Here is a 23,822-nt window from a genome sequence, read left to right on the forward strand (position 1 = left end):
GGCTCGGCCATAGGCACAGCGCGCCGGACGGCGGGCGGCCGATTCCCGGGGTGGCGGACCCCCGCGGGCTAGATCAGCCTGCGGCGGGCCGCCCATGCCACGGCCTCGATGGCGGTGGCGACGCCGATGCGGTCGCAGATGCCCCGGAGGCGGCGCCTGACCGTACGGCCGCTGACGTCGAGCCGCCGGCCCACGCGGTCGACGGTCACGCCCTTGGCCAGTTCGGCGAGCAATAGAAGATCATCGTCACTCAATCCCACGCCGTCTGATCCCGGGGGAATGTCATTCCCTCGGGAAACCAGATCCGGATACGCCATCGGGTGTCCTCCCCCACGACGAACTCGGCACATACTCGGAATGCTTCTAGCCCGCCCGTCAGGAACGGTAAACGCCACGTTCAAAGGTCGTCAAGCTCCGGCCCTCCATAGGTGTTAGCTTCTTGATTGACATACCAGTGCATATGTGAACTACTCATGACATGTTCGCGAACCCATAGGCTAGGCCTGACATGCGGGAAGATCGACGAAGGCACCGGCCGGGGACGCGGCCCCGGACGCCCGCGATGCTGGTCGACGACGGGTTCGGCGGCGCGTGCGGTGGGATCACCCCCGCCGCGCATATAAGATCAACGCCTCTCCGCCCCTAATTATCCGTGAAATCACGGGTGCTTTCCGACCTTTTCCGGCCGGACGCGCCCGCGTACGGAAGGTGTCCCCGCGACGGCTTTAGACTCTATGGATCTCGCCCGGCCGCGTAATCGGCACGGGCTCTTCGATTTGGATCTCGGCCGGTCCCCGGATCACGGCCGTCCCCGCCCACGCGGGCGAAAGGGTCAGCTGGTGTTGCGGTTGTAGATGAGCCGCAACCCGATCAGCGTGAGCCACGGCTCGTGCACGTCGATCGATCGCGCCTCGTCCACCACGGGGGACGCGAGCGAGCCGGTGGCCACGACCGTGACGTCGTCGGGGTCGGCGGCCAGCTCGGGCGCCATGCGCTCGACGATGCCGTCGACCTGCCCCGCGAAGCCGTAGATGATGCCGGCCTGGAGCGCCTCGACGGTGTTCTTGGCGATCACCGAGCGGGGGCGCACGAGCTCCACCTTGTGGAGCTGGGCGCCCGCCGCCGCCAGCGCGTCCACGGAGATCTCGATGCCGGGGGCGGTGATCGCGCCGATGTACTCGCCCTTGGCGGACACGGCGTCGAACGAGGTCGCCGTGCCGAAATCGACGATCACGCACGGCCCGCCGTACAACGTGATGGCCGCGAGCGCGTTGACGATGCGGTCGCTGCCGACCTCCTTGGGGTTGTCCATGCGTACCGGGACGCCGGTGCGGACGCCGGGCTCGACGACGACGGCGGTGACGTCGCCGTAGTAACGCCGGCACATCTCGCGCATCTCGTTCAGCACGGACGGGACGGTGGAGCAGATGGCGATGCCGCTGATGTCGGCGCCCTTGAGCAGGGGGCTCTGGCCGAGCAGCCCCTGCAGGACGACCGCGATCTCGTCGGCGGTGCGCCTCGCGTCCGTGGCGAGGCGCCAGTGCTCGATGAGCTCCTCGCCCTCGAAGAGGCCGAGCACGGTGTGCGTGTTGCCGACGTCGATCGTGAGCAGCATCAAGCCCCCCGTAGGTCCAGAGCGATGTCGAGTGCGGGCGCGGAGTGGGTCAGCGCCCCCACAGCAAGGTAGTCAACACCGGTTTCGGCGACCTCACGCGCCGATTCCAAGCTGAGACCGCCGCTGGCCTCCAGGCGCGCCCTGCCGTCCACCAGGCGCACGGCCAGCGCCAGTTCCTCGACGGTGAAGTTGTCCAGCAGGATCTCCTCCGCCCCTTCCGCCAGCACCGGTTCGAGCTGGTCGATCCGGTCCACCTCCACCTCGATGGGCAGCCCGGGGTACGCCGACCGCACCGCGCGGAACGCCTCGGCGACCCCACCCGCCGCCACCACGTGATTGTCCTTGATCAAGGCCGCGTCCGAAAGGGACATGCGGTGGTTCACCCCGCCGCCGCACCTGACCGCGTACTTCTCCAGGGCGCGCAGTCCTGCGAGGGTCTTGCGGGTGTCGCGGACGCGCGCCCTGGCGCCGTCCACGGCCCTGACCCAGCGGTGGGTGAGCGTGGCGATCCCCGACAGGTGGGTGAGCAGGTTGAGCGCGGTGCGCTCGGCCGTGAGGAGGTCGCGCGCCGGGCCGGTCAGGGTCATCAGGACGTCCCCGCGCGCGACGCGCTCGCCGTCCTTCACGTGGCGCTCGGCCGTGACGCGTCCCTGGGAGGCCGCGAGGAACACCGCCTCGGCGACCGCGAGGCCCGCCACCACGCCGTCGGCGCGGGCCACGAGGTCGCCGACGGCCGTCTGACCGGCCGGGACGGTGGCGATCGTGGTCACGTCACCCTCTTCGGCGATGTCCTCGGCGAGGGCCGTGTCGATCACCGCGGCGACCGCCGCCGGGTCGAGGCCGGCCAGGGTGAGGTCCGCCTCCAGGTGGCCGGCGAGCGCCGTCTCCGCGGGCCCGCCTTCATGCCGCCGGTATGTCATGCCCAGTCCTTCCTCGCCCAGGATCACATCCAGGTGTCCCAGCCATCCGGCATCGTCGCGCTCAGGGTGGTCCTCGCGCCAGTGCGAGCCGCGCGTCTCCTCGCGGGCCCCGGCCGCCGCGACGAGCGCGGTGGCCACCGTGAGCAGGTTCGTGGTCTCCCAGGACTCCGTGCACGGCTCGACGGCCACGGGCGTCCACCGGGCGTCCAGGAGGCCGCGGGCGACCTCCGACAGGCTCGCCGCGCCGCGCAGCACGCCCGCGCCCGCGCTCATCCGGCCCTGGACGCGGGCGCGCGCCCGGGGGTCGACCAGCCCGGCGGCGCGGCCGTCGTCCACCGGCTCGCCGGGCGCGGGACGCACCGCGGCGAGGTCGGCCGCGATGCGCTCGGCGAAGACGAGGCCCTCCAGCAGCGAGTTGGACGCGAGCCGGTTGGCGCCGTGCACGCCCGTGCAGGCGACCTCGCCGCAGGCGTACAGGCCGGGGACGCTGGTGCGGCCGCGCAGGTCGGTGCGGACGCCGCCGCTGGCGTAGTGCGCCGCGGGGGCGACCGGGATGGGCTCGCGGACCGGGTCGATGCCGTGCTCCAGGCAGATGGCGTGGATCGTGGGGAAGCGCGTGCGCCACTTCTCCTCGCCGAAGTGCCGCGCGTCGAGGTGGACGTGGGGCGCTCCGGTCTCCAGCATCCTGCGCATGATCGCCTTGGCGACGACGTCGCGGGGGGCCAGCTCGGCGAGCTCGTGGACGCCGGTCATGAACCGCTCGCCCGCGTCGTCGAGGAGGACGGCGCCCTCACCACGCACGGCCTCGGAGATGAGCGGCTGCTGCCCGGTCGCGTCCTCGCCCAGCCACAGCACCGTCGGGTGGAACTGGACGAACTCCAGGTCCCGCACGACCGCCCCGGCCCGCAGCGCGAGCGCCACGCCGTCGCCCGTGGAGACGAGCGGGTTGGTGGTGGCGGAGTAGACCTGCCCCATACCTCCGGTGGCCAGCACGACGGCGCCCGCGCGGACCGCGCCCACGCCGTCCCTGGCACCCTCGCCCATCACGTGGAGGGTGACCCCGCAGGCGGCGCCGGAGGCGTCCTTGAGCAGGTCCAGCACGAGCGCGTGCTCGATGACCTCGATGCCGCCGCGCTCGGGCCCCGGGGCGGCCGCCCGTACGGCCTCGATCAGGGCTCGCTGCACCTCGGCGCCGGTCGCGTCGCCGCCGGCGTGGACGATGCGGTCGCGGTGGTGGCCGCCCTCGCGGGTGAGCTGGAGCCTGCCGCCGGGGTCGCGGTCGAAGCGCGCGCCGTGCCGCATGAGGCGGCGCAGCGCGTCCGGGCCCTCGGTCACCAGGGTCTGCACGGCCCGCGGGTCGCAGAGGCCGACGCCGGCGACCAGCGTGTCGCCGAGGTGCTCGTCGGGCGAGTCGGCGGGGTCGAGCACGGCGGCGATCCCGCCCTGCGCCCAGCGCGTGGAACCCGCGGACAGCACGTCCTTGGTGACGACGAGCACCCGGGCGCCGGGGGCGAGCTCGGCGTAGTGCAGCGCCACGGTGAGACCCGCGATGCCGGACCCGACGACGACGACGTCCGCGTGGACGGTCCAGCCGGGGGCGGGCGCGGTGAGCCGCCGGGGGATGGGCGGGTGGGACATGGATCGCTCCCCTCATTTCGTCAACATGACGATAACGGACGAGGCAAGACGGCGAGGTAGAGGGGTGGGGCGAATGGCGTTATCGCAGGTGAAAGCCCAAAGTACCGGACTAGGGGGCGAGGGTGAGCACGACGTTGTCGATCAGCCGGGTGCCCCCTACCTTCGCCGCGACGACGAGGATCGCCTCCCCCTCGTGGTCCTCTCCGACGGCGTCGAACGTCGCGGGGTCGACCAGGCTCAGGTAGTCGAGCGCCAGCGGAGGATCGGCCACCGCCGCCGCGTCCAGCACGGCGTGCGCCGCGCCCAGGACGTCCTCGGGACGCTTGTGCGCCGCGCCCTCGCGAAGGGCCGCCGAGAGCGCCAGGGCCGTGGCGCGGTCGGCGGCCGAGAGGTAGCGGTTGCGGCTGGACAGGGCGAGCCCGTCCGGCTCGCGGACCGTCGGCGCGCCCACGATGTCGATCGGCAGGTTGAGATCGGCGACCATGCGGCGGATCATCGCGAGCTGCTGGGCGTCCTTCTGCCCGAAGACGGCGACGTCGGGCCGGACCAGGTTGAACAGCTTGAGGACGATCGTCAGCACGCCGTCGAAGTGGCCCGGGCGGAAGGCCCCCTCCACGATCGTGCCCATACGGCCGGACGAGACGCCGACCTGCCGGTCGGGCAGGTAGATCTCGTCGGCCGCCGGGGCGAAGACCAGCTCGACGCCCTCGGCCGCGCAGACCTCCAGGTCGGCGTCGAACGTCCGGGGATAGCGGGAGAAGTCCTCGCTCGGGCCGAACTGGAGGGGGTTGACGAAGATGCTCACCGCGACGTGCCCGGCCCGCTCGCGGGCGTGGCGGATCAGCGAGCGGTGCCCCTCGTGCAGCGCCCCCATCGTGGGGACCAGCGCGAGCGTCCCCGGTCCCTCGTCCCCCGCGGAGGCGCCGACGCCGAGCGCCGCACGGGCCGCGAGGAGCTCGGAACGGTCATGCGCGACGATCACGTCCACAGGTCGCCTCCAGGGGTCTGCCGCCGGGCGCCCGGCCCGGCCGCGTCGGTGTCCGCGGTTTCACGTCCACGTGTTGCCGCCGAGCGCGTCGAGCAGGCGCTCGGCGGCCTCGGGCTTCAGCAGCCCGGCCGCGAGGGCGCGGTCGGCGGTGAGCCGGGCCAGCGCGATGTACGCGTCCGCGGCCTCGGGCGCGGCGAGGATCAGCGCGTCGACGTGCCTGCGCACGGTGCCCGCGTCGCCGCGCACGACCGGCCCGGTGAGCCCGGCCAGGCCGAGGCGCAGCGCGTTGTCCAGGGCCGCGCCGAGCAACGGCCCCAGCATGCGGCCCGGGTGCTCGACGCCGATCTTCCTCAGCAGTTCCTGCGACTCGGCGATCAGCGTCACCATGTGGTTCGCGGCGCCCGCCAGGGCGGCGTGGTAGAGCGCGCGGTCCTCGTCCGGGATCCACACCGGCTCACCGCCCATCTCGATCACCAGGGCCTCGGCGACGGGCCTAAGCACCTCGGGCGCGGTGACGCCGAACGAGCAGCCCACCAGGCGGCGCAGGTCGTCGTCCCTGCCGGTGAAGGTCATCACGGGGTGGAGCGCGAACGGCAGCGCGCCGGCGGCCGTGGCCGGTTCGAGGACGCCGAGGCCGTACGCGCCGCTGGTGTGCAGGAGCATCTTGCCGCGCAGGTCCACGCCGGTGGCGGCGAGGCCGGAGACGAGGCCGGGCAGCACGTCGTCGGGGACGGTGAGCAGCACCAGCTCGGCCTGGCGGATGACGTCCTCGGGCCGGGAGAGTCCGATGCCGAGACGCTCGGCGGCCCGGCGGCGCGAGTCCTCCGAGACCCCGGCGGCGGCCGCGACATGATGCCCGGCCTGCGCGAGCGCGGCGCCGAGCACCGAGCCCACCCGCCCGGCGCCGAGCACGCCCACCGCGAGGCGCCCCGGCCGGTCGCTTGTCCGCATCACGTTCCCGTTCACCTTCATGTATCGAAACCCAGTCGTCCAGAGTAACGGGCGCGCCCCGGGTCGCCGTGGTTCGGCTCCTGTTGGACGCGTTTCCGCGTTGACTTGGGCAATCAAAAGGTGATTTCTGCGTATATATATGCCTAAAGAGGGACGTGCTTTGGTGTCGCCGGTCGCGAATCATCACGGCCCATCGGGGCGGTCAAGATGAGGGTCAAAGCGCGCCGTCATCGTTGGTAGCGTCCAGTGACGTGTGGATGACGTGGCAGGAGGCCTTCCAGCGAGCGCTTTACGGCGAAGACGGCTTTTACATGCGCGAGCGCCCCTCCGGCCACTTCCGCACGTCCGTCGGCGCCTCCCCCGTGTTCGCCGCCGCGGTGCTGCGTCTGCTGATCATCGTCGACGCCCGGCTGGGCGGCCCCGACCGGCTCGACCTGGTCGACATCGGCTCGGGGGACGGCCTGCTCGTGACCGAGGTGCTGCGCGCGGCCGAGCCCGAGCTCGCCGGGCGCCTGCGCGTCACGGCCGTGGACCTCTCGCCGCGGCCCGCCGGCCTTCCCGAGGGCATCGCCTGGACGGCCGCGCTCCCCGAGAGCATCACCGGGCTGGCGATCGCGAACGAGTGGCTGGACAACGTGCCCGTGGACGTCGCCGAGCGGACGCCCGAGGGCCCGCGGCTCGTGCTCGTCGACCCGGGGACGGGCGCGGAGCGGCTGGGCGGCCCGCCGCAGGACGCCGACCGGCTCTGGCTGGAGCGGTGGTGGCCGCTCGGCTCCACGGGCCTGCGCGCCGAGATCGGCAGGCCGCGCGACGAGGCCTGGGCGGCGGTCGTGACCCGGCTCACGCGCGGGCTCGCGGTGGCCGTCGATTATGCACACCCTGTGGATAACCGGCCGCCCCTGGGCACCCTGGCCGGATACCGCGACGGGGCGTGCGTACCCGCCGTACCCGACGGATCCTGCGATATCACCGCACACGTCGCGCTGGACGCGTGCGCGGCCGCGGGCGAGCGGGCCGGCGCGATATCCACAACGTTGACCACGCAACGACAGGCCCTGCGCGATCTGGGCGTCACCGGAGCCCGGCCCCCGCTGAGCCTCGCGTCCACCGATCCGGGCGGCTACCTGCGGGCGCTCGCGCGGGCGTCGGAGGAGGCCGAGCTGATCGACCCGGACGGCCTGGGCGGCTTCGGCTGGCTCGGCCAGTGGAAGATCTGACCGGCCTCCGCGACCTGAGCCCGTTCCTCCGCGACCTGAGCCCGTTCGACCGGCCCGCCGTCCTCAGCCTGTTCTGAGCAGCCCGCCGACCTCGGCCCGTTCGACCGGGCCGCCTGCCTCGGCCTGTTCGCCCGGCCCCGGAGCGTCAGCCCGTGCTGACCTTCAGGGACTCCAGGCCGCGGATGACGTAGTTCGGCTTCCAGGCCGGCTCCTCCACGAGCTCCAGCTTGGGAGCCGTCCGCAGCAGCGCTCCGAACGACTCGGCGAGCTCCACCCGGGCCAGGGGCGCGCCCAGGCAGAAGTGGAGGCCCGCTCCGAACGAGATGTGCGGGTTGTCCTTCCGGCCCAGGTCCAGCCGGCCCGGGTCCGCGAACACCGCGGGGTCGCGGTTGGCCGAGCCGAACAGCAGCGCCACCTCGACGCCCTTGGGGATCTCCACCTCGCCGATGGTGATGTCCTGAAGCACCCAGCGCTCGAACATCTGGAGCGGGGTGTCGAAGCGCATCAGCTCCTCCATCGCCGAGGGCAGCAGCGAGGGGTCGGTGCGCAGCCGTTCGAGCTCGGCGGGGTTGCGGAACAGCGACCACCAGCCATTGCCCGTCACGTTGACCGTCGCCTCGTGCCCGGCGTTCAGCAGCAGCACGCAGGTGCCGATCAGCTCCTCCTCGGTGAGCCGGTCTCCCTCGTCCACGACCTGAGCGAGCGCGCTGATCAGGTCGTCCCCGGGGTCGGCCCGGCGCGCGGCGGCGAGCCCGGCGAGGTAGTCGGAGAACTCCGACGCGGCGCGCACCGCCGTGTGCTGGGCCTCCTCCGAGGGGGTCAGCTCGTACATGCCGCAGATGTCCGCCGACCACGGGCGCAGCAGGTGGCGGTCGGACTCCGGGACGCCCAGCATCTCGGCGATCACGGTCACCGGCAGCGGCTCGGCCACCTCGGCGATCAGGTCGCCGCCGCCGCGCTCGACGAAGGCGTCCACCAGCTCCCCGGCGATGCGGCGGACGCGGGGGCGCAGTTCCTCCACCATGCGGGGCGTGAACGCCTTGGACACCAGGCGGCGCAGCCGCGTGTGGACGGGAGGCTCGACGTCCAGCATCCCGGCGCGGATGACCCGCCAGAAGGGCTCCTGGAAGTCGGGCTCGGGCTCGCGCCCGTACTCCTCGTGCGAGGCCACATGCAGGTAGGAGCGGCCGAGCCGGCGATCGCGCAGCGCCGCGTTGACGTCCTGGTGGCGTGCCACGAGCCATTGCCCGGTGGGCTCGAAGAAGCTGACGGGCGCGGTCTCGCGGAGCTCGCGGTAGACGTCGTACGGATGGGCGACGAACTCGGGGTTCCATGGGTCGAACTGCACGAAGTCATCGTAAACACGAAATGTCACTCAAATCACCCACCCCAGGCCTGCCCGGCTCAAGACACCCCCACCGCCGCGGGGCCGCCGCCTCAGGACGCCCCCGGCACCCCGGGCTCGGGCGACTCCTCGTACCGCTCGCGCAGCTCCACCGGCCGCTGCCGCCCGGCCCGCTTGCGCGCCCGGATGTTCAGCAGCTCGACGACCAGCGAGAACGCCATCGCGAAGTAGATGTAGCCCTTGGAGATGTGCTGCTCGAACCCCTCGGCGATCAGCACGACACCGATCAGCACCAGGAACGACAGCGCCAGCATCTTGATGCTCGGATACCGCTCGACGAACTCGCTGATCGGCCGGGCCGCGAACAGCATCACGATCACCGCGACGATCACCGCGGCGACCATGACGCCGAGCTGGTCCACCATGCCGACGGCCGTGATCACCGAGTCCAGCGAGAAGACGACGTCCAGCAGCATGATCTGCACGATCACGGCCCCGAAGGACGCCGCCACCCGGCCGCTGGAGTGCCCGGAGGTGCCCTCCAGGCTGTCCCCGATCTCGAACACGCTCTTGCCCAGCAGGAACAGCCCTCCGAGGATCAGGATCAGATCTCGCCCGGATATCCCGTGCCCGAACACCTCGAACAACGGCGTGGTCAGCCGCACCACCCAGGACAGCGCCAGCAGCAGCGCCAGACGGCTGAGCAGCGCCAGCCCGAGGCCGACCTTGCGCGCCCGGTCGCGTTGTTCGGGAGGTAGTTTCCCCGCGAGGATCGAGATGAAGATGATGTTGTCGATGCCCAGAACGATCTCCAGGGCGACCAGGGTGAAGAACCCGATCCAGATCGTGGGGTCGGCAACCCAATCCATGAACACTCCTCCAGATCCGCGCACGTCACGACCCGCCGGGGGGGCGAGCCGTTCCCTGTCCAACGCACGAGGCCCCACCGGAGTTCGCCCCGATCACCACCCCTGATCCGGACATCCGAGGTTGCGGGGACGGCGGGTCGGTGGGTTATAGTCCCGACTAGGTCATGAGTGCCAGCGCCAAGCCCCGGCTCGCTGGCCGGCAACCCTCGCGCTCGCGGCGGGGTGCCCCGGGTGAGGACCAGGTCCGGCGCGTGGTGTGCCGGGCAAGCGCGGGCTCCGTCATCTCAACGCCATGACCGAGGGCCCCTGACCTCCAGGAGGCCGGCGTTGTCCGCTGTCACCGATCTGACCAGCCCTTTCCCCACCGCCGTCGTGCCCGCCCAGCCCGTCCCCGCCGGTCGGCACGAGACGCCGGGCATCCCCGCCGTGCTCGGCGCCGACCTGGAGGTCCCCGTCAAGGGGGGCGAGCTGGTCCGGTACGTCAACCTCGACTACGCCGCCAGCGCGCCCTGTCTGGAGCCGGTGAGCGCGGCCGTCGCCGCCGCGCTTCCGGCCTACTCCAGCGTGCACCGCGGCGCCGGGTACGCCTCCCAGCTCACCACAGCCCGGTACGAGCAGGCCCGCCACACCGTCCGCGCCTTCGCCGGCGCGCGGCCCGGCGACGCCGTCGTGTTCACCCGCAACACCACCGACGCGACGAACCTGCTGGCCCGCTGCCTGCCCCGGGGCACCACCGTCGTGGTCTTCGAGACCGAGCACCACGCCTCGCTGCTCCCCTGGACCGGCGCCGTCCGTCTCGCGCCGCCCGCCTTCCCCGGGGAGGCCGTGCGCGCCGCCGACGAGACGCTCGCCGCCATCGACGGCCCCAAGCTGCTGGTCGTCACCGCCGCCTCCAACGTCACCGGCGAGCTGTGGCCGATCGCCGCGCTGGCGCACATCGCCCACCGCCACGGCGCCCGTATCTTCGTGGACGCCGCCCAGCTCGTCCCGCACCGCCGGCTCAACCTGACCGCGCTGGACCTCGACTACGTCGCGTTCTCCGGGCACAAGCTCTACGCCCCGTTCGGCGCGGGCGTGCTCATCGGCCGGCCCGACTGGCTCGCGGACGCCGACCCCTACCTGCGCGGCGGCGGCGCGTCCGCCGACGTCACGGGCGGGGCCGCCGAAGGATCGCCGATCACGACCGAGTGGAGCGGCGACGCCGAGCAGCGGCACGAGGCCGGCACGCCGAACGTCCTCGGCGCGATCGCGCTGGCCGCCGCCTGCGACGCCCTGTCCACCACCGGCTGGACCGCCCTGGTCAAGCAGGAGGAGCGCCTGATCGGCCTGCTGCGCGACGGGCTCGCGCGCCTCGACGGCGTGCGCGAGCTGTCGCTGTGGGGGCCCGGGCACCCGCGCGTCGGCATCGTCTCCTTCATCGTGGACGGCTGGACCGCGCGCGAGGTCGCCGAGGCGCTGTCGTCGGAGTACGGCATCGGCGTGCGGGACGGCCGGTTCTGCGCGCATCCGTTCGTCCGGCACCTGCTCGACGGGGCCGGACGGCTCGACGACGGCACCTGCGCGGAGGGCACGGCCGGCGCCGTCCGGGCGTCCATCGGCATCGGCACCACCGAGGAGGACGTCCTGAGGCTGGTCACCGCCCTCTCGGATCTTGTCTCCCGCCGGTGACGTGACAGCATGGGGTTCATGACCGAACCTCGTGCCGGAGCAGCGCACACCGGGGGGCGCACCGAGCGCGTCGTGGGGATCGGCGCCGGGGCCAAGGAGCTCGCCACCGAGGACATGATCCTCAACATCGGGCCCCAGCACCCCTCGACCCACGGCGTGCTGCGCCTCAGGCTGGTCGTGGACGGCGAGCGCATCGTCTCGGCGGAGCCGATCATCGGGTACATGCACCGGGGCGCCGAGAAGCTGTTCGAGGTGCGCGACTACCGGCAGATCATCGTGCTGGCCAACCGGCATGACTGGCTGTCGGCCTTCGCCAACGAGCTGGGCGTGGTGCTGGCCGTCGAGCGCATGCTCGGCATGGAGGTCCCCGTGCGGGCGGTGTGGGCCCGCACCCTGCTCGCCGAGCTGAACCGCGTGCTGAACCACCTCATGTTCCTGGGGTCCTATCCCCTGGAGCTCGGCGCGATCACGCCCATCTTCTACGCCTTCCGCGAGCGCGAGATGTTGCAGGCCGTCATGGAGGAGATCTCCGGCGGGCGCATGCACTACATGTTCAACCGGGTCGGCGGGCTGAAGGAGGACCTGCCGTACGGCTGGCTCGACCGGGTGTCGCGGACGGTGGGGGACGTGCGCGGGCGGCTGTCCGACATCGAGAACCTGATCTACGGCAACGAGATCTTCCTCGCCCGCACCCGCGGCGTCGGCGTTCTCGACCGCGAGACGATCATGCAGTACGGCGTGAGCGGGCCGATCGCCCGCGCCTCCGGCGTCGACCTGGACCTGCGCCGCGACGAGCCGTACCTCGCGTACGCCGAGCTGCCGGTCAAGGTCGCCACCCGCTCGGCCGGCGACTGCCACGCCCGTTTCGAGGTTCTGCTCGACCAGGTGAAGGACTCGCTCGACCTCGCCGACGCGTGCGTGGAGCGGCTGCGGTCGCTGCCTCCTGGGCCGATCAACCAGCGGCTGCCCAAGGTGCTCAAAGTGCCCGAGGGGCACACCTACGCGTGGACCGAGAACCCGCTGGGGCTCAACGGCTACTACCTGGTCTCGCGCGGCGAGAAGACGCCATGGCGGCTGAAGCTGCGCAGCGCGTCGTACAACAACATCCAGGTGCTCAGGGAGATGCTTCCCGGCCATCTCATCGCGGACATGGTCGCGATCCTGGGCTCGATGTTCTTCGTCGTCGGGGACATCGACAAGTAAGCCAGGTCACCATTTATGGCGTTTTACCAGGCGAGGCGCGACGGGGTCGGCGGGCGCGGGTTTAAGTCCCTCGCTGAGGTGCAGAGACACCTTGCGTAAAGGGACAGGGGTGAAGAGACAAGGGTGGCTCCTTGCGGTGCGGGGCCCGGCAGGTCGACCGCCGGGCCCCGCAGGCGTTTCCGGGCGCGTTCCCCGTGGACGGCCCTCAGGGACAACCGCCCGTGGGCGCACAGGCGCCTTCCCCACGGCAGAGTGGTGCACTTCTCCGCGATGGGCGCCGCGACTCAGGCACGCGCCTGGTCGTCCGGGTCCTTGGGCACCCGGCAGCAGTGTTCGAGGTAGAGGGCCGCGCAGACCAGCACCACGCAGGCGATCAGCGACCCGCCGGACAGGAAGAAGTCGCGCCGGGGGCTGTCCTGGTCCAGCAGCGGCAGCACGTAGAGCACGAAACCGGCGAAGATGCCCGCGCAGGCCGCCCCCACGTACGCCGACGCCTTGGCCAGGGCGGCGAGCCGGGCCACCGCCAGCGGCTCCACCGGCTTGGTGTCGGGCCTGCGCTCGATGCGCGCGCGGGTCATCCACCCGCTGTACGCCTCGCCCACCGCCAGCAGCAGCACGGTGGGAATCGCCGTCCACGGGACGGTCGGCAGGTCGGAGTAGACCTGCTGCAGCACGACCCACGTCACCAGGGCGAACCCGGCCACCAGCACGACGAGCACGCCGGGACGGCTCGGTGTCACGCGATCCTCCTCCTCGTTCCCAGGCCGGGGTCAGTCGGGCGGCTGGAGGGCGAGGTCGGGGCGCAGCCGTACGCCCTGCTGGTCCAGGTCGGCGAGCAGGCCGGCCACCGAGCCCCGCCCGGGGAGCACCGCACCGGGATCGGCCTGCGACCACGGGACCAGGACGAACGCCCGCTCGTGCGCCAGCGGGTGCGGAAGCGTGAGCTCAGGATCCTCCGACAGCAGGTCGCCGACCATGATCAGGTCGACGTCCAGCGTACGCGGCCCCCACCGCACCTCGCGGACCCGGCCGAACGCGGCCTCGACGCCGAGGGCCCGTTCGAGGATCGCCTTCGGGCCGAGCGTCATCGTGCTGCCGATCACCACCGCGTTGAGGTAGGCGCGCTGGTCCGGAGGCCCGCCGACCGGGTCGGTCTCGTACACCGGCGACACCGCCACGAAGTCGAGCCCGGGAGCGTCGAACAGCGCGTCCACGGCGCCCTGGAGCGTGTCGAAGCGGCGGCCGACATTGCTGCCGAGCGCCAGGACGACCTTCATTCCCGCCTCCTCCTGATGGTCACGACAACGTCGTCGAAGGGCAGCGGGATCGGCGCGGCGGGCTTGTGCACCTTCACCTCGGCCTCCTCGACCAGCTCGCTCGCCAGGCACGCGTCCGCCAGGCGCCGGGCCAGGGTCTCGATGAGATCGACCGGCTCCCCCTCGACGATGGCGGACAGCCGCAGGGCCAGCTCGCCGTAGTCGACGGTCTTGGACAGGTCGTCGCCGGCGGCCGCGGGAGCGGTGTCCAGGAAGAGCGTGACATCGACCACGAACTCCTGCCCCAGCTCGCGCTCGGCGGGCAGGCACCCGTGCCTGCCGCGCGCCCTCAGCCCCAGCAGGCTGATGCTGTCACTCATCCGCCTGATCATCCTCGTCATCGTCGGCCTGCAGAACCGGGGAGCCGTGGTAGATCCAGAGCTTCCAGCCCGCGGGAGTGCGGACGAAGGTGCTGGTCGCGACCACCCGGCCCGCGGCGAAGGTCGCGTCGTCGGTGTCGGCCGCGGTGAGGATGTTCTCGGCGCAGGCGAGCACGGCGACGTCGCCCACGACGGTGGTGCGGACGTCGGTCAGCACGAACTGGATGTACGTCGTGTTGGCCATGATCAGCGCCCAGGAGCGCAGGACCTCGGCGCGGCCCGTCACGGCCGACCAGCCGGGATGGACGCACATCGCGACCCGGCCGTCCTCGTCCTCGGCCCAGATCTCGGTCATGCGGTCGAGGTCGCCGCTCTCGATGGCGGTGTAGAACGCCTCGTTGAGTTTCTCGATCTCCGCTGCGGTGGTGCTCATCGGACTTCCTCCCGCCCGTGCCAGGCCGCCGCCACCCGGACGGCGTCGGCGTTGGGACGCACATGGTGCACGCGCACGCACCAGGCGCCGGCGTGGGCGGCCAGCGCGGTGACCGCCAGCGTCGCGTCGTCGCTGCCGCTGAACGGCCTGGGCGTGCCCTCGGGATCGGCCAGGAGGCGGCCGAGGAAACGCTTGCGCGACGCGCCGATGATGATCGGATAGCCCAGCCGGCCGAGCTCGCCGATGCCCGCGAGCAGGGACCAGTTGTGCTCGGACTTCTTCGCGAAGCCGAGGCCGGGGTCGACGATGATCTGCTCTTCCGAGACCCCCTCGGCGAGTACGGAGTCGACCCGCTTGCGCAGCTCTTCCGAGACCTCGCCGACGACGTCGGAGTAGATCGCGCGATTGTCCATGTCGTGGCTGTGGCCGCGCCAGTGCATCACGACGTAGGCCACGCCCGAGGCGGCCACCACGCGGGGCATCGCCGGATCGGCCAGCCCGCCGCTCACGTCGTTCACCAGCCGCGCCCCCGCGCGCACCGCGGCCTCGGCGACCTCGGCGCGCATCGTGTCGACGCTGACCGTCACGCCTTCCTGGGCGAGGGCGCGGATCACCGGCTCGACCCGGCGCAGCTCCTCGGCCAGGGACACGCGGGCGGCGCCCGGTCGCGTGGACTCGCCGCCCACGTCGACGAGGTCGGCGCCCTGTTCGACGAGGTCAAGGCCGTGGCGGATGGCGACGTCGGGGTCGAACCACTGGCCGCCGTCGGAGAAGGAGTCGGGGGTGACGTTGACCACGCCCATCACCAGGCAGCGCCCCGCGTCGGGGAGCCCCGGCACCGTCCATGTGGTCATGGCGTCAAGCCTAGGTGGTTCTCGGGGGCGATCTGCGCCTTGGGTCCGGCTTGTGGATAACGAATCGGCCGGGCCACCCGCGGTCGCACAGGCGGAATCAGCGGCGGCCCAGGATGAGGGCCATGGCCTCGGCCCGGGTCTTGTCACTGTCGCGGAAGTCGCCGCGCACCGCCGAGGTGATCGTCTTCGCGCCCGGCTTGCGCACGCCGCGCATCGTCATGCACAGGTGCTCGGCCTCGATCACCACGATGACCCCGCGCGGGGCGAGGACGTCCATCAGCGCGTCGGCGATCTGGGACGTCATGCGCTCCTGGACCTGGGGACGCCGGGCGTAGACGTCGACCAGCCGGGCGAGCTTGGAAAGGCCGGTGATCTGCCCCTTCTCGTTCGGCACGTAGCCGACGTGGGCGACCCCGTGGAACGGCACGAGGTGGTGCTCGCAGGTGGAGAAGACCTCGATGTCCTTGACCAGGACCATCTCGTCGTGGTCGGCGTCGAAGACGGTGGTCAGGACATCCTCGGGCGACTGCCCCAGCCCGGCGAACTGCTCGGCGTACGCGCGGGCGACCCGGGCGGGGGTGTCGACCAGGCCGTCCCGGTCCGGATCTTCACCGATCGCGAGGAGGATCTCGCGAACGGCCTTCTCGATCCGGGCCGAGTCGACCTTGAGGGGGTTCACGCTCACCCGGTCACGCCTCGTCCTGGGGCGCCGGGTGGTCGTGGCGGAGCAGGGCGCCGGAGCCGGTCTGGTTGCCCGCCGGAAGCGCGGCGCCGTTGCCGTTACCCGCGACCTCCTTGGGGGTGAGGATCGGCGGCCGGTCGGATGGGAGCCGCTTGCCGTACCCGGAGTACGACGGGCGCTTCTCCCTGACGACGATGGGCGCGAAGATCTGCAGGACCTGCTCGCGCGACAGCGTCTCCTTCTCCATGAGCTCCAGCACGAGGTTGTCCAGCACGTCGCGGTACTGGACGAGGATCTCCCACGCCTGGTCGTGCGCGGACTCGATGAGGCGGCGGACCTCTTCGTCGATCGTGGAGGCGATCTTCTCGGAGTAGTCGCGCTCGTGGCCCATGTCACGGCCGAGGAAGACCTCGCTGTTGCCGGTGCCGAACTTGCGGGCGCCGAGGTGCTCGCTCATGCCGTACTCGGTGACCATGCGCCGGGCGATCGAGGTGGCCTTCTCGATGTCGTTGGCCGCGCCCGTCGTCGGCTCGTGGAAGACGAGCTCCTCGGCGGTGCGCCCGCCCAGCAGCATCGCGAGCTGGTCGTTCATCTCCGAGCGGGTGGCGAGGAACTTGTCCTCCATGGGAAGCGTCATCGTGTAGCCCAGGGCCCGGCCGCGGGACAGGATCGTGATCTTGTGCACCGGGTCGGAGTTCGGCAGGGCGTGCGCCACCAGGGCGTGGCCGCCCTCGTGGTAGGCGATGATCTTCTTCTCCTGGTCGGACATGACCCGGCTCTTGCGCTCGGGGCCCGCCATCACGCGGTCGATGGACTCCTCGAGGGTGTTCATCGAGATGAGCTTCTGGTCCTGCCGGGCGGTCAGCAGCGCGGCCTCGTTGATGACGTTGGCGAGGTCGGCGCCGGTGAAGCCGGGAGTCCTGCGGGCGATGACGTCCAGGTCGACGTCCTGCGCGAACGGCTTGCCGCGCCCGTGGACCCGCAGAATGCCCTTGCGGCCCTCCAGGTCGGGGCGGTCGATGACGACCTGGCGGTCGAACCGGCCGGGACGCAGCAGCGCCGGGTCGAGGATGTCGGGACGGTTGGTCGCCGCGATGAGGATCACGCCGCCCTTGACGTCGAAGCCGTCCATCTCGACCAGCAGCTGGTTGAGAGTCTGCTCGCGCTCGTCGTGCCCGCCGCCGAGGCCCGCGCCGCGGTGGCGGCCGACGGCGTCGATCTCGTCGATGAAGATGATCGCCGGGGCGTTCGCCTTGGCCTGCTCGAACAGGTCGCGGACGCGGGAGGCGCCGACGCCGACGAACATCTCGACGAAGTCGGAACCGGAGATCGAGTAGAACGGCACCCCGGCCTCGCCGGCCACCGCGCGGGCCAGCAGCGTCTTGCCGGTGCCGGGCGGGCCGTACAGCAGCACGCCCTTGGGGATCTTCGCGCCGATCGCCTGGAACTTGGCCGGGGCCTGCAGGAACTCCTTGATCTCCTGGAGCTCCTCGATGGCCTCGTCGGCGCCCGCGACGTCGGCGAAGGTGGTCTTCGGCGTGTCCTTGGTGATGAGCTTGGCCCGGGACTTCCCGAAGTTCATGACCCGGGAGCCGCCGCCCTGCATCTGGTTCATGATGAACAGGAAGATGAGGACGATGACGACGATCGGGAGGAAGCTCACCAGCAGGCCGACGAGGAAGTTCTCGGTCGGCACGGTGACCTTGTAGCCGTTGGGCAGCTTGCCCGCGTCCGCCTGGGCCTGGAGCTGCTTCTGGAGCTCGACGCCCTGGCCCTGGACCCAGGACGCATAGAAGCGATCCTCACCGCCGATCTTGGTGAGGGTCTTGATCTCGATGCGCTGGTCTTTGTCGACGATCACCGCGTTGTCGACATTGCCCTTTTCGATCTGGCTGACGACGAACGAAGTGTCTTTCTGGGCATAGTTGCTGTTGCCGCTCCAGAATGTGGAGGCGAGCAGGAGCAGCACGACGATGCCCAGGATCCACAGCAGTGGCCCACGTGTAAATCGCTTGAGATCCATCCGATGCGGAACCCCTGCGGGCCCGTCCCTTCCTGAACACGGCCTGACACCCCGGGCGGACCCGGGGCTAGCGGCATCCAACCGCTCCTACTGACAACCTGACAATCTGACAACCCGGAGAAAAGTGGCTCCCTCCGAGACATCCGAAGGTACACCGGGGCGCCGCGCAGGGTCACTGCTCCGGCGACACCGGCTTTGTCCTACCAACGTACGTCAGGCGGCCCGGTGTTCCCCACGGCGAGACCGAATAAGGGGGCGACTCACCGGTAATGGACCCGGAACTTCGCTCAGGGCTTACTCGGCGCCGTACACGTGACGCGCGAGGGTGCCGATGAAGGGGAGATTGCGGTACCGCTCGGCGTAGTCGAGGCCGTACCCGATCACGAACTCGTTGGGGATGTCGAAGCCGACGTACTTCACGTCGATCGGCACCTTCACCGCGTCCGGCTTGCGCAACAGGGTGCAGATCTCGACCGACGCGGGGTCGCGCGAGCGCAGGTTGTGCACGAGCCACGACAGCGTCAGCCCGGAGTCGATGATGTCCTCGACGACCAGGACGTGCCGCCCGGCGATGTCGGTGTCGAGGTCCTTCAGCGTGCGCACGACGCCCGAGGACTTGGTGCCCGCCCCGTAGGACGACACGGCCATCCAGTCCATCTCGACCTTGATGTGCAGCGCGCGCGCCAGATCGGCCATGACCATGACCGCACCCTTGAGCACCCCGACGATTAAGAGATCCTTGCCCGCGTAGTCCGCGTCGATCTGCCCGGCGAGCTCCTTGATCTTCGCCTGAAGTTCTTCCTCGGGAATGAGGACCCTTTCCAGGTCCTTGCCCATGTCAGCTGCGTCCACCTGGGGATTTCCTTCACAAGAGGGTGCTGGCGAACACCAGGGTGCCATACCGCCGGACCACTCCCACCCCCCCGGGCAGTTCGACCATCCGCTGCCCGCGCCACTGCGTGACCAGCCGGTCCACCTCCGCGATGTGGACGGCCGCGAGCGCCGACGCGTTCGCCCCCGCCGCCAGGGCCGCCCGCTGGATCACCCTGCGCCGCACGGCGGCGGGCAGGTCCTTGATGCCGTCCACGGTCAGCTCGACCCCGATGCCCCTGACCTGCCCGTACACCTCGTCGGCCCAGTCGTCCAGCGCGTCGGCGTCGTCCCTGCACAGGGCGGCGGTACGGGCGAGCGCCTCGGTGACACCGGGCCCTAGCGCGCCTTCCAGCACCGGCAGGACGTCGTGCCGGACGCGCGAGCGGGCGTAGGAGTGATCGGTGTTGTGCGGGTCCTCCCAGGGCGCCAGGTCCAGCGCGACGCAGGCCGCGCGGGCCGTCGCGCGGGAGACGCCCAGCATCGGCCTGCGGTAGAGGCCCGAGACCGCCGCCATCCCGGCGAGCGACCGGGTTCCGCTGCCCCGCGCGAGCCGCAGCAGGACCGTCTCGGCCTGGTCGTCGAGGGTGTGCCCCAGCAGCACGGCCGACGCGCCCAAGCGGCGCGCGGCGGCCGAGAGCGCCTCGTACCGGGCGTCGCGGGCCGCGGCCTCGGGACCGCCCTCGCGCCCCACCGTGACGGTCAGCACCTCGGCGGGCGCCAGCCCCAGAGTCCCCGCCAGGCCCGCGACGCCGAGCGCGCGCTCGGCCGAGCCCTCCTGCAGGCGGTGGTCGACGGTGAGCAGGCCCGCGCGCAGGCCCACGCGGGGCGCGGCGAAGCCCAGGCAGGCCGCGAGCGCGAGAGAGTCGCCCCCGCCGCTGCACGCGGCCAGAACGAGCGCCCCGGCCGGCAGGTCGCCCAGCGACAGGCGCACGGCACGCCGGATCTCGGCGACGGCGGGATGCGGACCCATGCTCCTAGTCTGTATTCATGGCCGCGCCTCCGGCACGGCGGTTCATGAGGCTGTGCCTATGGCCTCGCTCCGCTCGGCGTGTTCGGGGCGCCTATGAGCCTGCGCCCCGAACCTCGTTCACGGCCTCGCTCCGCTCGGCGGGTTCAGGAGGCTGTGTTTCCGTTGGACGCGGGCAGTTGGGGGGCGTTGATCACGCGGTTGATCCAGAGCTCGGGGTCCTTGATCTCGGCGTGGGAAGGCAGGGTCGCGGGCGAGCCCCACACGCGGTTGAAGCCGTCGATGCCGGTCTCGCCGACGACCTTGCGGACGAACGCGGCGCCCTCGGCGTACTGCTTCATCTTCAGGTCGACGCCGAGCAGCCGCCTCAGCGTCTTGTCGAAGCGCGAGCCGCCCTCGCGCCGGTGCTGGAACCTGGAGCGGATCTCGGCCACCGACGGCACCACGGCGGGCCCGACGGCGTCCATCACGTAGTCGCCGTGCCCCTCGACCAGCGTCATCACGGCCGTGAGCCGGTCCAGGATCTCCTTCTGCTCGGGAGTCTGGATGGCGTCGATCAGGTTGCCCTCGCCGCCCTTGATCGCGTCGGCGACGGCGTCGGAGGCGGCGCGCATGCGTTCGAGCAGCGTGCCGAGATCGAGGTCGGAGGCCAGCAGGAACTCGGTCATCTGCGACCGGACGTACTCGCGCAGCCAGGGCACGCCCGTGAACTGCACGCGGTGGGTCTCCTCGTGGAGGCACACCCACAGGCGGAAGTCACGGGGGTTGACGCCGAGCTCGCGCTCGGTGTTGACGATGTTGGGCGCGACCAGCGTGAGCCGGCCCGTGGGCGACTGCCCGCTCGGGTCGGGCGGGAGGAACAGCTCGTACTGCCCCAGCACGCGCGTCGCCAGGAACGCGAGCACCGCCCCCACCTCGACGCCGGTCACCCGCGACCCGACGACCCCGACGATCGCGGGGATCTGCGAGCGCCGCGCGTTCATACGCTCGGTCAGCGGTTCGAGGACCACCCGGAACCCGTCGACGTTGGCGCGGATCCACCCGGGGCGGTCCACGATCGTGGCGGCCTCCGGCTCGGCCGCCCCGTCGATGCGGGCGAACTCCTGTACGTGCCCCTCGGCCTCGCGCGACAGCCTCCGGAGCTCGGAGACGGCGTGCTTCGCTTCCTCCCGGCTCACCTGCGGGCCGGGGCGGACTAGACGGACACCGGTCGATACGGCCAGATCCCAGTCGATCACCTGCATGTTCACCACCGTACGTCGTCCGGGGTCGTCATGAGCACCCGCATCCGGAGACGAGGGCGGCCAGCCTGTCGAGCGCCGCCACGGCCCCGTCGGGATCGCGGACGTCGTCGGCCATGAACGCGAAGGCCACGAGCCGGCCGTCGGCGGTCCGCGCGAGACCTGTCAAGGTGTTCACCCCGTTCAACGTGCCCGTTTTGGCCCTTACCACTCCCGCCCCGGCCTTCGCCTCGCCCTTGGCGTAACGATGGCCGAGGGTTCCGGTGAATCCGGCGATGGGCAGGCCGCTTATCGCCGCCCGCAGGTGGGGGTTGGCGGGGGACGCCGCCAGCGAGACCAGGCGGGCGAGCGCGGCCGGGGTGATCCGGTTGCGGGTGGAGAGGCCGCTTCCGTCGTTGACGACGACCCCGGCGTCGGCGCCCAGCCGCTTCAGCGTGGCCCGCACGGCCTGGGAGGCGCCCGCGAAGCCGCCGGGCCGGCCTTCCTTGATCGCCACCAGGTGGGCCAGCGCCTCGGCGAGGTCGTTGTCGCTCTCGGTCAGCATGTGCTCGACCAGCTCGTACACCGCCGGGGACTCCACCCGGGCGACCTCCTTGGCGCCCGCCGCGGCCTTCGCCCGCTTGATCGACTTACCGACTCTGACGCCGTACCGCTGGAGCTGGGCCGCGAAGGCCTCGGCGGCCGTCCGCGGCGGGTCGGCGTACCGGGGCGAGTTCTCGTTGCGCGGGTCCTGGCGGCCCTCGTCGATGGTCAGGGCCGTGACCGGGGCCACGCTGCCCTCGGGGATGTACCCGGGCTTCCAGCCGGGCGCCGTGCGCGGGCCGGAGAACAGGGAGTCGTCATAGGTGAGCGAGACCGCGGTGACACCGGCCGCCTTGAGCGCCTGCGCCGTGCGGGACGCCAGGGTGGCCAGGGACGCGAACCGGGGGTACCCGGGCCCGCGGGCCGACCTCGGGCTCGCCAGCGTCGGATCGCCCCCGCCGACCAGCGTCAACGTGCCCGGCCTGCCCTGGAGCACGCGGGTCGCGATCTTGGTGTCGGGGCCGAGCTCGGTGAGCGCGGCGACGGCCGTCACGACCTTGGTGGTGGAGGCCGGCGTGATGCCGATGTCGGCCCTGCTGGCGAACAGCGTGGCTCCCCCGGAGACGTCGACGACCACGGCCCCCACGTTGCCGCCCAGCGCGGAGTCACCCATCGCGCGGGTGAGCTGGGCGGCCAAAGTACCCTTTCCCGGGAGAGATCCTTCAGGGGCCGGTGGCAGGACGGGACCCGAGGTGACGATGGCGACGGGAGCCCGCGTCGGCGTGGCGGCCTTGACCGGCGGGCTCGCGGTGGCACCGCTCAGCCCTCCGGACGCGAGGACGTACGCGCCCACGGCGCAGACGAACGCCTGCAGCAGGGCGAGAGTCGCCACCGCCGCCGCGCGCTCGTGTCGTACCACCTCGCCGGCCCCCTTCTCACATGCGTCATCCTGGAAATACGTCTACGAGACATTAACGCCCGTCCGGAGTGCCCGGACGGCTGAGCGGAGGAACCGCAGTGGAGTTCGACGTTGTCGTTGAGATTCCGAAAGGACAACGCAACAAGTACGAGGTTGATCACAAGACGGGCAGGATCCGCCTGGACCGCCTGCTTTTCACCTCCACGCAGTACCCCGCCGACTACGGCTTCATCGAGAACACCCTGGGCGAGGACGGCGACCCGCTCGACGCCCTCGTGCTCCTGCAGGAGCCGACGTTCCCCGGCTGCCTCATCAGCTGCCGCGCGGTCGGCATGTTCCGGATGAAGGACGAGAAGGGCGGGGACGACAAGGTCCTGTGCGTGCCGGCCACGGATCCCCGCATGGAACACATCCGTGACATTCATCACGTCCCCGAGTTCGACCGGCTGGAGATCCAGCACTTCTTCGAGGTCTACAAGGACCTGGAGCCCGGCAAGTCGGTCGAGGGGGCGAACTGGGTCGGCCGGGTGGAGGCCGAGCTGGAGATCCAGCGGTCGGCCAAGCGTCACCTCGATCACGAGGAGCACGCCGCCCCGGAGAACCCGCTGATCAACGGGGAGGAGCACTGACGCCGCCCACCCGCGAAGAAGACCGGCGGCCGGGGGCGCAGGCCCCGTGACGGCCGTGGTCTGACCACGCCCACCATGTGCGGGCGCCAGATGGACGCGACGCGCACCACGTCCCCGGTGCTGGGGGCGTGGACCATCTGGCCCGCGCCGATGTAGATCCCGACATGGCGGATCGTGCCCGGGTCGCGCGTCCGGCGTCCGAAGAACAGCAGGTCGCCGCGGCGCAGCGAGCTGAGCGCGATCTTCGGCCCCGACGTCCACTGCGTGCCCGTCCAGTGGGGAAGGGCGATCCCCGCCCGCTGCCAGGCGCGCATGGTCAGCCCCGAGCAGTCGTACGCGCGGGGGCCGGCGGCGGCCCAGACATAGGGCTTGCCGAGCTGGGTCAGCGCCCAGTTGGCCGCCAGGTCGCCGAGCCTGGCTGCGGCGCCGGGGGGCCCCGCCCACGCCCCCGCCCACCGGCCACCGCCCGTCGCGCCCAGGCCGGGCGTCCAGTGGTTGCCTCCGGCGGGCCGGGGACCGGCCAGGGCCGAGGAAGCGTACCCGAGGCCCATGACCAGGGCGCAGGCGAACACGATCACACGCCGCATAGCCTCCAGGTTTCCCACCGGTCACACGGCGCACACCCGCGC

General features: G+C 71.5%; 23 protein-coding genes and 1 riboswitch. Of the genes, 4 read left to right on the forward strand and 19 right to left on the reverse strand.

Going from position 1 to position 23,822, the window contains the following annotated elements; genetic code table 11:
- Positions 1–68: 68 nt before the first annotated feature.
- The 5 genes from DQ384_RS21335 to DQ384_RS21355 form a co-directional block, all read right to left on the reverse strand.
- Entirely contained in the window at positions 69–260 is a 192-nt protein-coding gene (locus tag DQ384_RS21335) for a helix-turn-helix domain-containing protein (RefSeq protein ID WP_307784623.1), read from the reverse strand.
- Between the two features lie 572 nt (positions 261–832).
- The gene (locus tag DQ384_RS21340; RefSeq protein WP_114030637.1) at positions 833–1,615 is read right to left on the reverse strand and encodes a type III pantothenate kinase; all 783 of its coding nucleotides are present in this window, start codon (positions 1,613–1,615) and stop codon (positions 833–835) included.
- On the reverse strand, positions 1,615–4,173 hold the full coding sequence (locus DQ384_RS21345) for an L-aspartate oxidase (protein ID WP_114030638.1): 2,559 nt from the start codon (positions 4,171–4,173) through the stop codon (positions 1,615–1,617). The genes DQ384_RS21340 and DQ384_RS21345 overlap by 1 nt, the downstream gene beginning before the upstream one ends.
- Positions 4,174–4,282: 109 nt before the next feature.
- The gene (gene panC, locus DQ384_RS21350) at positions 4,283–5,161 is read right to left on the reverse strand and encodes a pantoate--beta-alanine ligase (protein ID WP_114030639.1); all 879 of its coding nucleotides are present in this window, start codon (positions 5,159–5,161) and stop codon (positions 4,283–4,285) included.
- A gap of 60 nt (positions 5,162–5,221) precedes the next feature.
- Positions 5,222–6,112, reverse strand: a complete 891-nt coding sequence (locus tag DQ384_RS21355) for a Rossmann-like and DUF2520 domain-containing protein (RefSeq protein WP_114030841.1) — start codon at positions 6,110–6,112, stop codon at positions 5,222–5,224.
- Between the two features lie 251 nt (positions 6,113–6,363).
- Here DQ384_RS21355 and DQ384_RS21360 point away from each other — a divergent pair, with 251 nt between their 5' ends.
- The gene (locus DQ384_RS21360) at positions 6,364–7,329 is read left to right on the forward strand and encodes an SAM-dependent methyltransferase (protein WP_220183053.1); all 966 of its coding nucleotides are present in this window, start codon (positions 6,364–6,366) and stop codon (positions 7,327–7,329) included.
- Between the two features lie 145 nt (positions 7,330–7,474).
- Here DQ384_RS21360 and DQ384_RS21365 read toward each other — a convergent pair whose 3' ends face one another.
- Positions 7,475–8,677 (reverse strand): cytochrome P450, encoded by a 1,203-nt coding sequence (locus DQ384_RS21365; RefSeq protein WP_114030641.1) that lies wholly within the window; start codon positions 8,675–8,677, stop codon positions 7,475–7,477.
- An 89-nt stretch (positions 8,678–8,766) separates the two neighbouring features.
- Complete coding sequence (locus DQ384_RS21370; RefSeq protein ID WP_114030642.1) at positions 8,767–9,543, reverse strand: TerC family protein; 777 nt, start codon at positions 9,541–9,543, stop codon at positions 8,767–8,769.
- A 160-nt stretch (positions 9,544–9,703) separates the two neighbouring features.
- Positions 9,704–9,819, forward strand: a riboswitch (SAM riboswitch).
- Positions 9,820–9,870: 51 nt separating this feature from the next.
- Here DQ384_RS21370 and DQ384_RS21375 point away from each other — a divergent pair.
- Together DQ384_RS21375 and DQ384_RS21380 are read left to right on the forward strand one after the other, a co-directional pair.
- Positions 9,871–11,211 carry an aminotransferase class V-fold PLP-dependent enzyme gene (locus tag DQ384_RS21375; RefSeq protein ID WP_114030643.1) on the forward strand — a complete coding sequence of 447 codons (1,341 nt, stop codon included), beginning with the start codon at positions 9,871–9,873 and terminating at the stop codon, positions 11,209–11,211.
- Positions 11,212–11,229: 18 nt separating this feature from the next.
- Positions 11,230–12,414: an NADH-quinone oxidoreductase subunit D gene (locus DQ384_RS21380; RefSeq protein ID WP_114030842.1), complete on the forward strand. Its 1,185-nt coding sequence runs from the start codon at positions 11,230–11,232 to the stop codon at positions 12,412–12,414.
- 284 nt (positions 12,415–12,698) lie between these two features.
- Here DQ384_RS21380 and DQ384_RS21385 read toward each other — a convergent pair whose 3' ends face one another.
- The 11 genes from DQ384_RS21385 to dacB all read right to left on the reverse strand — a co-directional run bounded on the left by DQ384_RS21385 (position 12,699) and on the right by dacB (position 22,564).
- Positions 12,699–13,154, reverse strand: coding sequence for a DUF3180 domain-containing protein (locus tag DQ384_RS21385; RefSeq protein WP_114030644.1), 456 nt, complete (start codon positions 13,152–13,154; stop codon positions 12,699–12,701).
- Positions 13,155–13,184: 30 nt separating this feature from the next.
- Positions 13,185–13,691, reverse strand: coding sequence for a 2-amino-4-hydroxy-6-hydroxymethyldihydropteridine diphosphokinase (folK, locus tag DQ384_RS21390; protein WP_114030645.1), 507 nt, complete (start codon positions 13,689–13,691; stop codon positions 13,185–13,187).
- On the reverse strand, positions 13,688–14,050 hold the full coding sequence (folB, locus tag DQ384_RS21395) for a dihydroneopterin aldolase (protein ID WP_114030646.1): 363 nt from the start codon (positions 14,048–14,050) through the stop codon (positions 13,688–13,690). The genes folK and folB overlap by 4 nt, the downstream gene beginning before the upstream one ends.
- Positions 14,043–14,483, reverse strand: coding sequence for a nuclear transport factor 2 family protein (locus tag DQ384_RS21400; protein ID WP_114030647.1), 441 nt, complete (start codon positions 14,481–14,483; stop codon positions 14,043–14,045). The genes folB and DQ384_RS21400 overlap by 8 nt, the downstream gene beginning before the upstream one ends.
- The gene (gene folP / locus DQ384_RS21405; protein WP_114030648.1) at positions 14,480–15,337 is read right to left on the reverse strand and encodes a dihydropteroate synthase; all 858 of its coding nucleotides are present in this window, start codon (positions 15,335–15,337) and stop codon (positions 14,480–14,482) included. Before folP ends, DQ384_RS21400 begins: the two co-directional genes overlap by 4 nt.
- Before the next feature lie 97 nt (positions 15,338–15,434).
- Positions 15,435–16,022, reverse strand: a complete 588-nt coding sequence (gene folE / locus DQ384_RS21410) for a GTP cyclohydrolase I FolE (RefSeq protein WP_114030649.1) — start codon at positions 16,020–16,022, stop codon at positions 15,435–15,437.
- Between the two features lie 4 nt (positions 16,023–16,026).
- Positions 16,027–18,042 carry an ATP-dependent zinc metalloprotease FtsH gene (ftsH, locus tag DQ384_RS21415; RefSeq protein WP_114030650.1) on the reverse strand — a complete coding sequence of 672 codons (2,016 nt, stop codon included), beginning with the start codon at positions 18,040–18,042 and terminating at the stop codon, positions 16,027–16,029.
- Between the two features lie 294 nt (positions 18,043–18,336).
- Entirely contained in the window at positions 18,337–18,894 is a 558-nt protein-coding gene (gene hpt / locus DQ384_RS21420; protein WP_220183054.1) for a hypoxanthine phosphoribosyltransferase, read from the reverse strand.
- Positions 18,895–18,907: 13 nt separating this feature from the next.
- Complete coding sequence (gene tilS, locus DQ384_RS21425; protein WP_114030652.1) at positions 18,908–19,885, reverse strand: tRNA lysidine(34) synthetase TilS; 978 nt, start codon at positions 19,883–19,885, stop codon at positions 18,908–18,910.
- A gap of 143 nt (positions 19,886–20,028) precedes the next feature.
- Entirely contained in the window at positions 20,029–21,126 is a 1,098-nt protein-coding gene (locus DQ384_RS21430) for a zinc-dependent metalloprotease (RefSeq protein WP_181871323.1), read from the reverse strand.
- A 28-nt stretch (positions 21,127–21,154) separates the two neighbouring features.
- Positions 21,155–22,564 (reverse strand): D-alanyl-D-alanine carboxypeptidase/D-alanyl-D-alanine endopeptidase, encoded by a 1,410-nt coding sequence (gene dacB, locus DQ384_RS21435; RefSeq protein ID WP_114030653.1) that lies wholly within the window; start codon positions 22,562–22,564, stop codon positions 21,155–21,157.
- Positions 22,565–22,662: 98 nt separating this feature from the next.
- Here dacB and DQ384_RS21440 point away from each other — a divergent pair, with 98 nt between their 5' ends.
- Positions 22,663–23,193 carry an inorganic diphosphatase gene (locus tag DQ384_RS21440; RefSeq protein ID WP_114030654.1) on the forward strand — a complete coding sequence of 177 codons (531 nt, stop codon included), beginning with the start codon at positions 22,663–22,665 and terminating at the stop codon, positions 23,191–23,193.
- On the opposite strand, the gene DQ384_RS21445 is transcribed toward DQ384_RS21440, so the two are convergent.
- The gene (locus DQ384_RS21445; RefSeq protein ID WP_114030655.1) at positions 23,139–23,780 is read right to left on the reverse strand and encodes a C40 family peptidase; all 642 of its coding nucleotides are present in this window, start codon (positions 23,778–23,780) and stop codon (positions 23,139–23,141) included. The genes DQ384_RS21440 and DQ384_RS21445 overlap by 55 nt on opposite strands.
- Positions 23,781–23,822: the final 42 nt, after the last annotated feature.

The organism is Sphaerisporangium album, from assembly GCF_003323745.1.
GTDB lineage: Bacteria > Actinomycetota > Actinomycetes > Streptosporangiales > Streptosporangiaceae > Sphaerisporangium > Sphaerisporangium album.

Excerpts from the sequence above, each read along its gene's own strand:
- tilS (WP_114030652.1), bottom strand. The coding sequence starts at position 19,885 with ATGGGTCCGCATCCCGCCGTCGCCGAGATCCGGCGTGCCGTGCGCCTG.
- DQ384_RS21370 (WP_114030642.1), bottom strand. The coding sequence starts at position 9,543 with ATGGATTGGGTTGCCGACCCCACGATCTGGATCGGGTTCTTCACCCTG.
- ftsH (WP_114030650.1), bottom strand. The coding sequence starts at position 18,042 with ATGGATCTCAAGCGATTTACACGTGGGCCACTGCTGTGGATCCTGGGC.
- DQ384_RS21380 (WP_114030842.1), top strand. The coding sequence starts at position 11,230 with ATGACCGAACCTCGTGCCGGAGCAGCGCACACCGGGGGGCGCACCGAG.
- DQ384_RS21400 (WP_114030647.1), bottom strand. The coding sequence starts at position 14,483 with ATGAGCACCACCGCAGCGGAGATCGAGAAACTCAACGAGGCGTTCTAC.
- DQ384_RS21445 (WP_114030655.1), bottom strand. The coding sequence starts at position 23,780 with ATGCGGCGTGTGATCGTGTTCGCCTGCGCCCTGGTCATGGGCCTCGGG.
- folK (WP_114030645.1), bottom strand. The coding sequence starts at position 13,691 with ATGAAGGTCGTCCTGGCGCTCGGCAGCAATGTCGGCCGCCGCTTCGAC.
- DQ384_RS21430 (WP_181871323.1), bottom strand. The coding sequence starts at position 21,126 with ATGCAGGTGATCGACTGGGATCTGGCCGTATCGACCGGTGTCCGTCTA.
- DQ384_RS21355 (WP_114030841.1), bottom strand. The coding sequence starts at position 6,112 with ATGCGGACAAGCGACCGGCCGGGGCGCCTCGCGGTGGGCGTGCTCGGC.
- DQ384_RS21340 (WP_114030637.1), bottom strand. The coding sequence starts at position 1,615 with ATGCTGCTCACGATCGACGTCGGCAACACGCACACCGTGCTCGGCCTC.
- folB (WP_114030646.1), bottom strand. The coding sequence starts at position 14,050 with ATGAGTGACAGCATCAGCCTGCTGGGGCTGAGGGCGCGCGGCAGGCAC.
- folP (WP_114030648.1), bottom strand. The coding sequence starts at position 15,337 with ATGACCACATGGACGGTGCCGGGGCTCCCCGACGCGGGGCGCTGCCTG.
- DQ384_RS21345 (WP_114030638.1), bottom strand. The coding sequence starts at position 4,173 with ATGTCCCACCCGCCCATCCCCCGGCGGCTCACCGCGCCCGCCCCCGGC.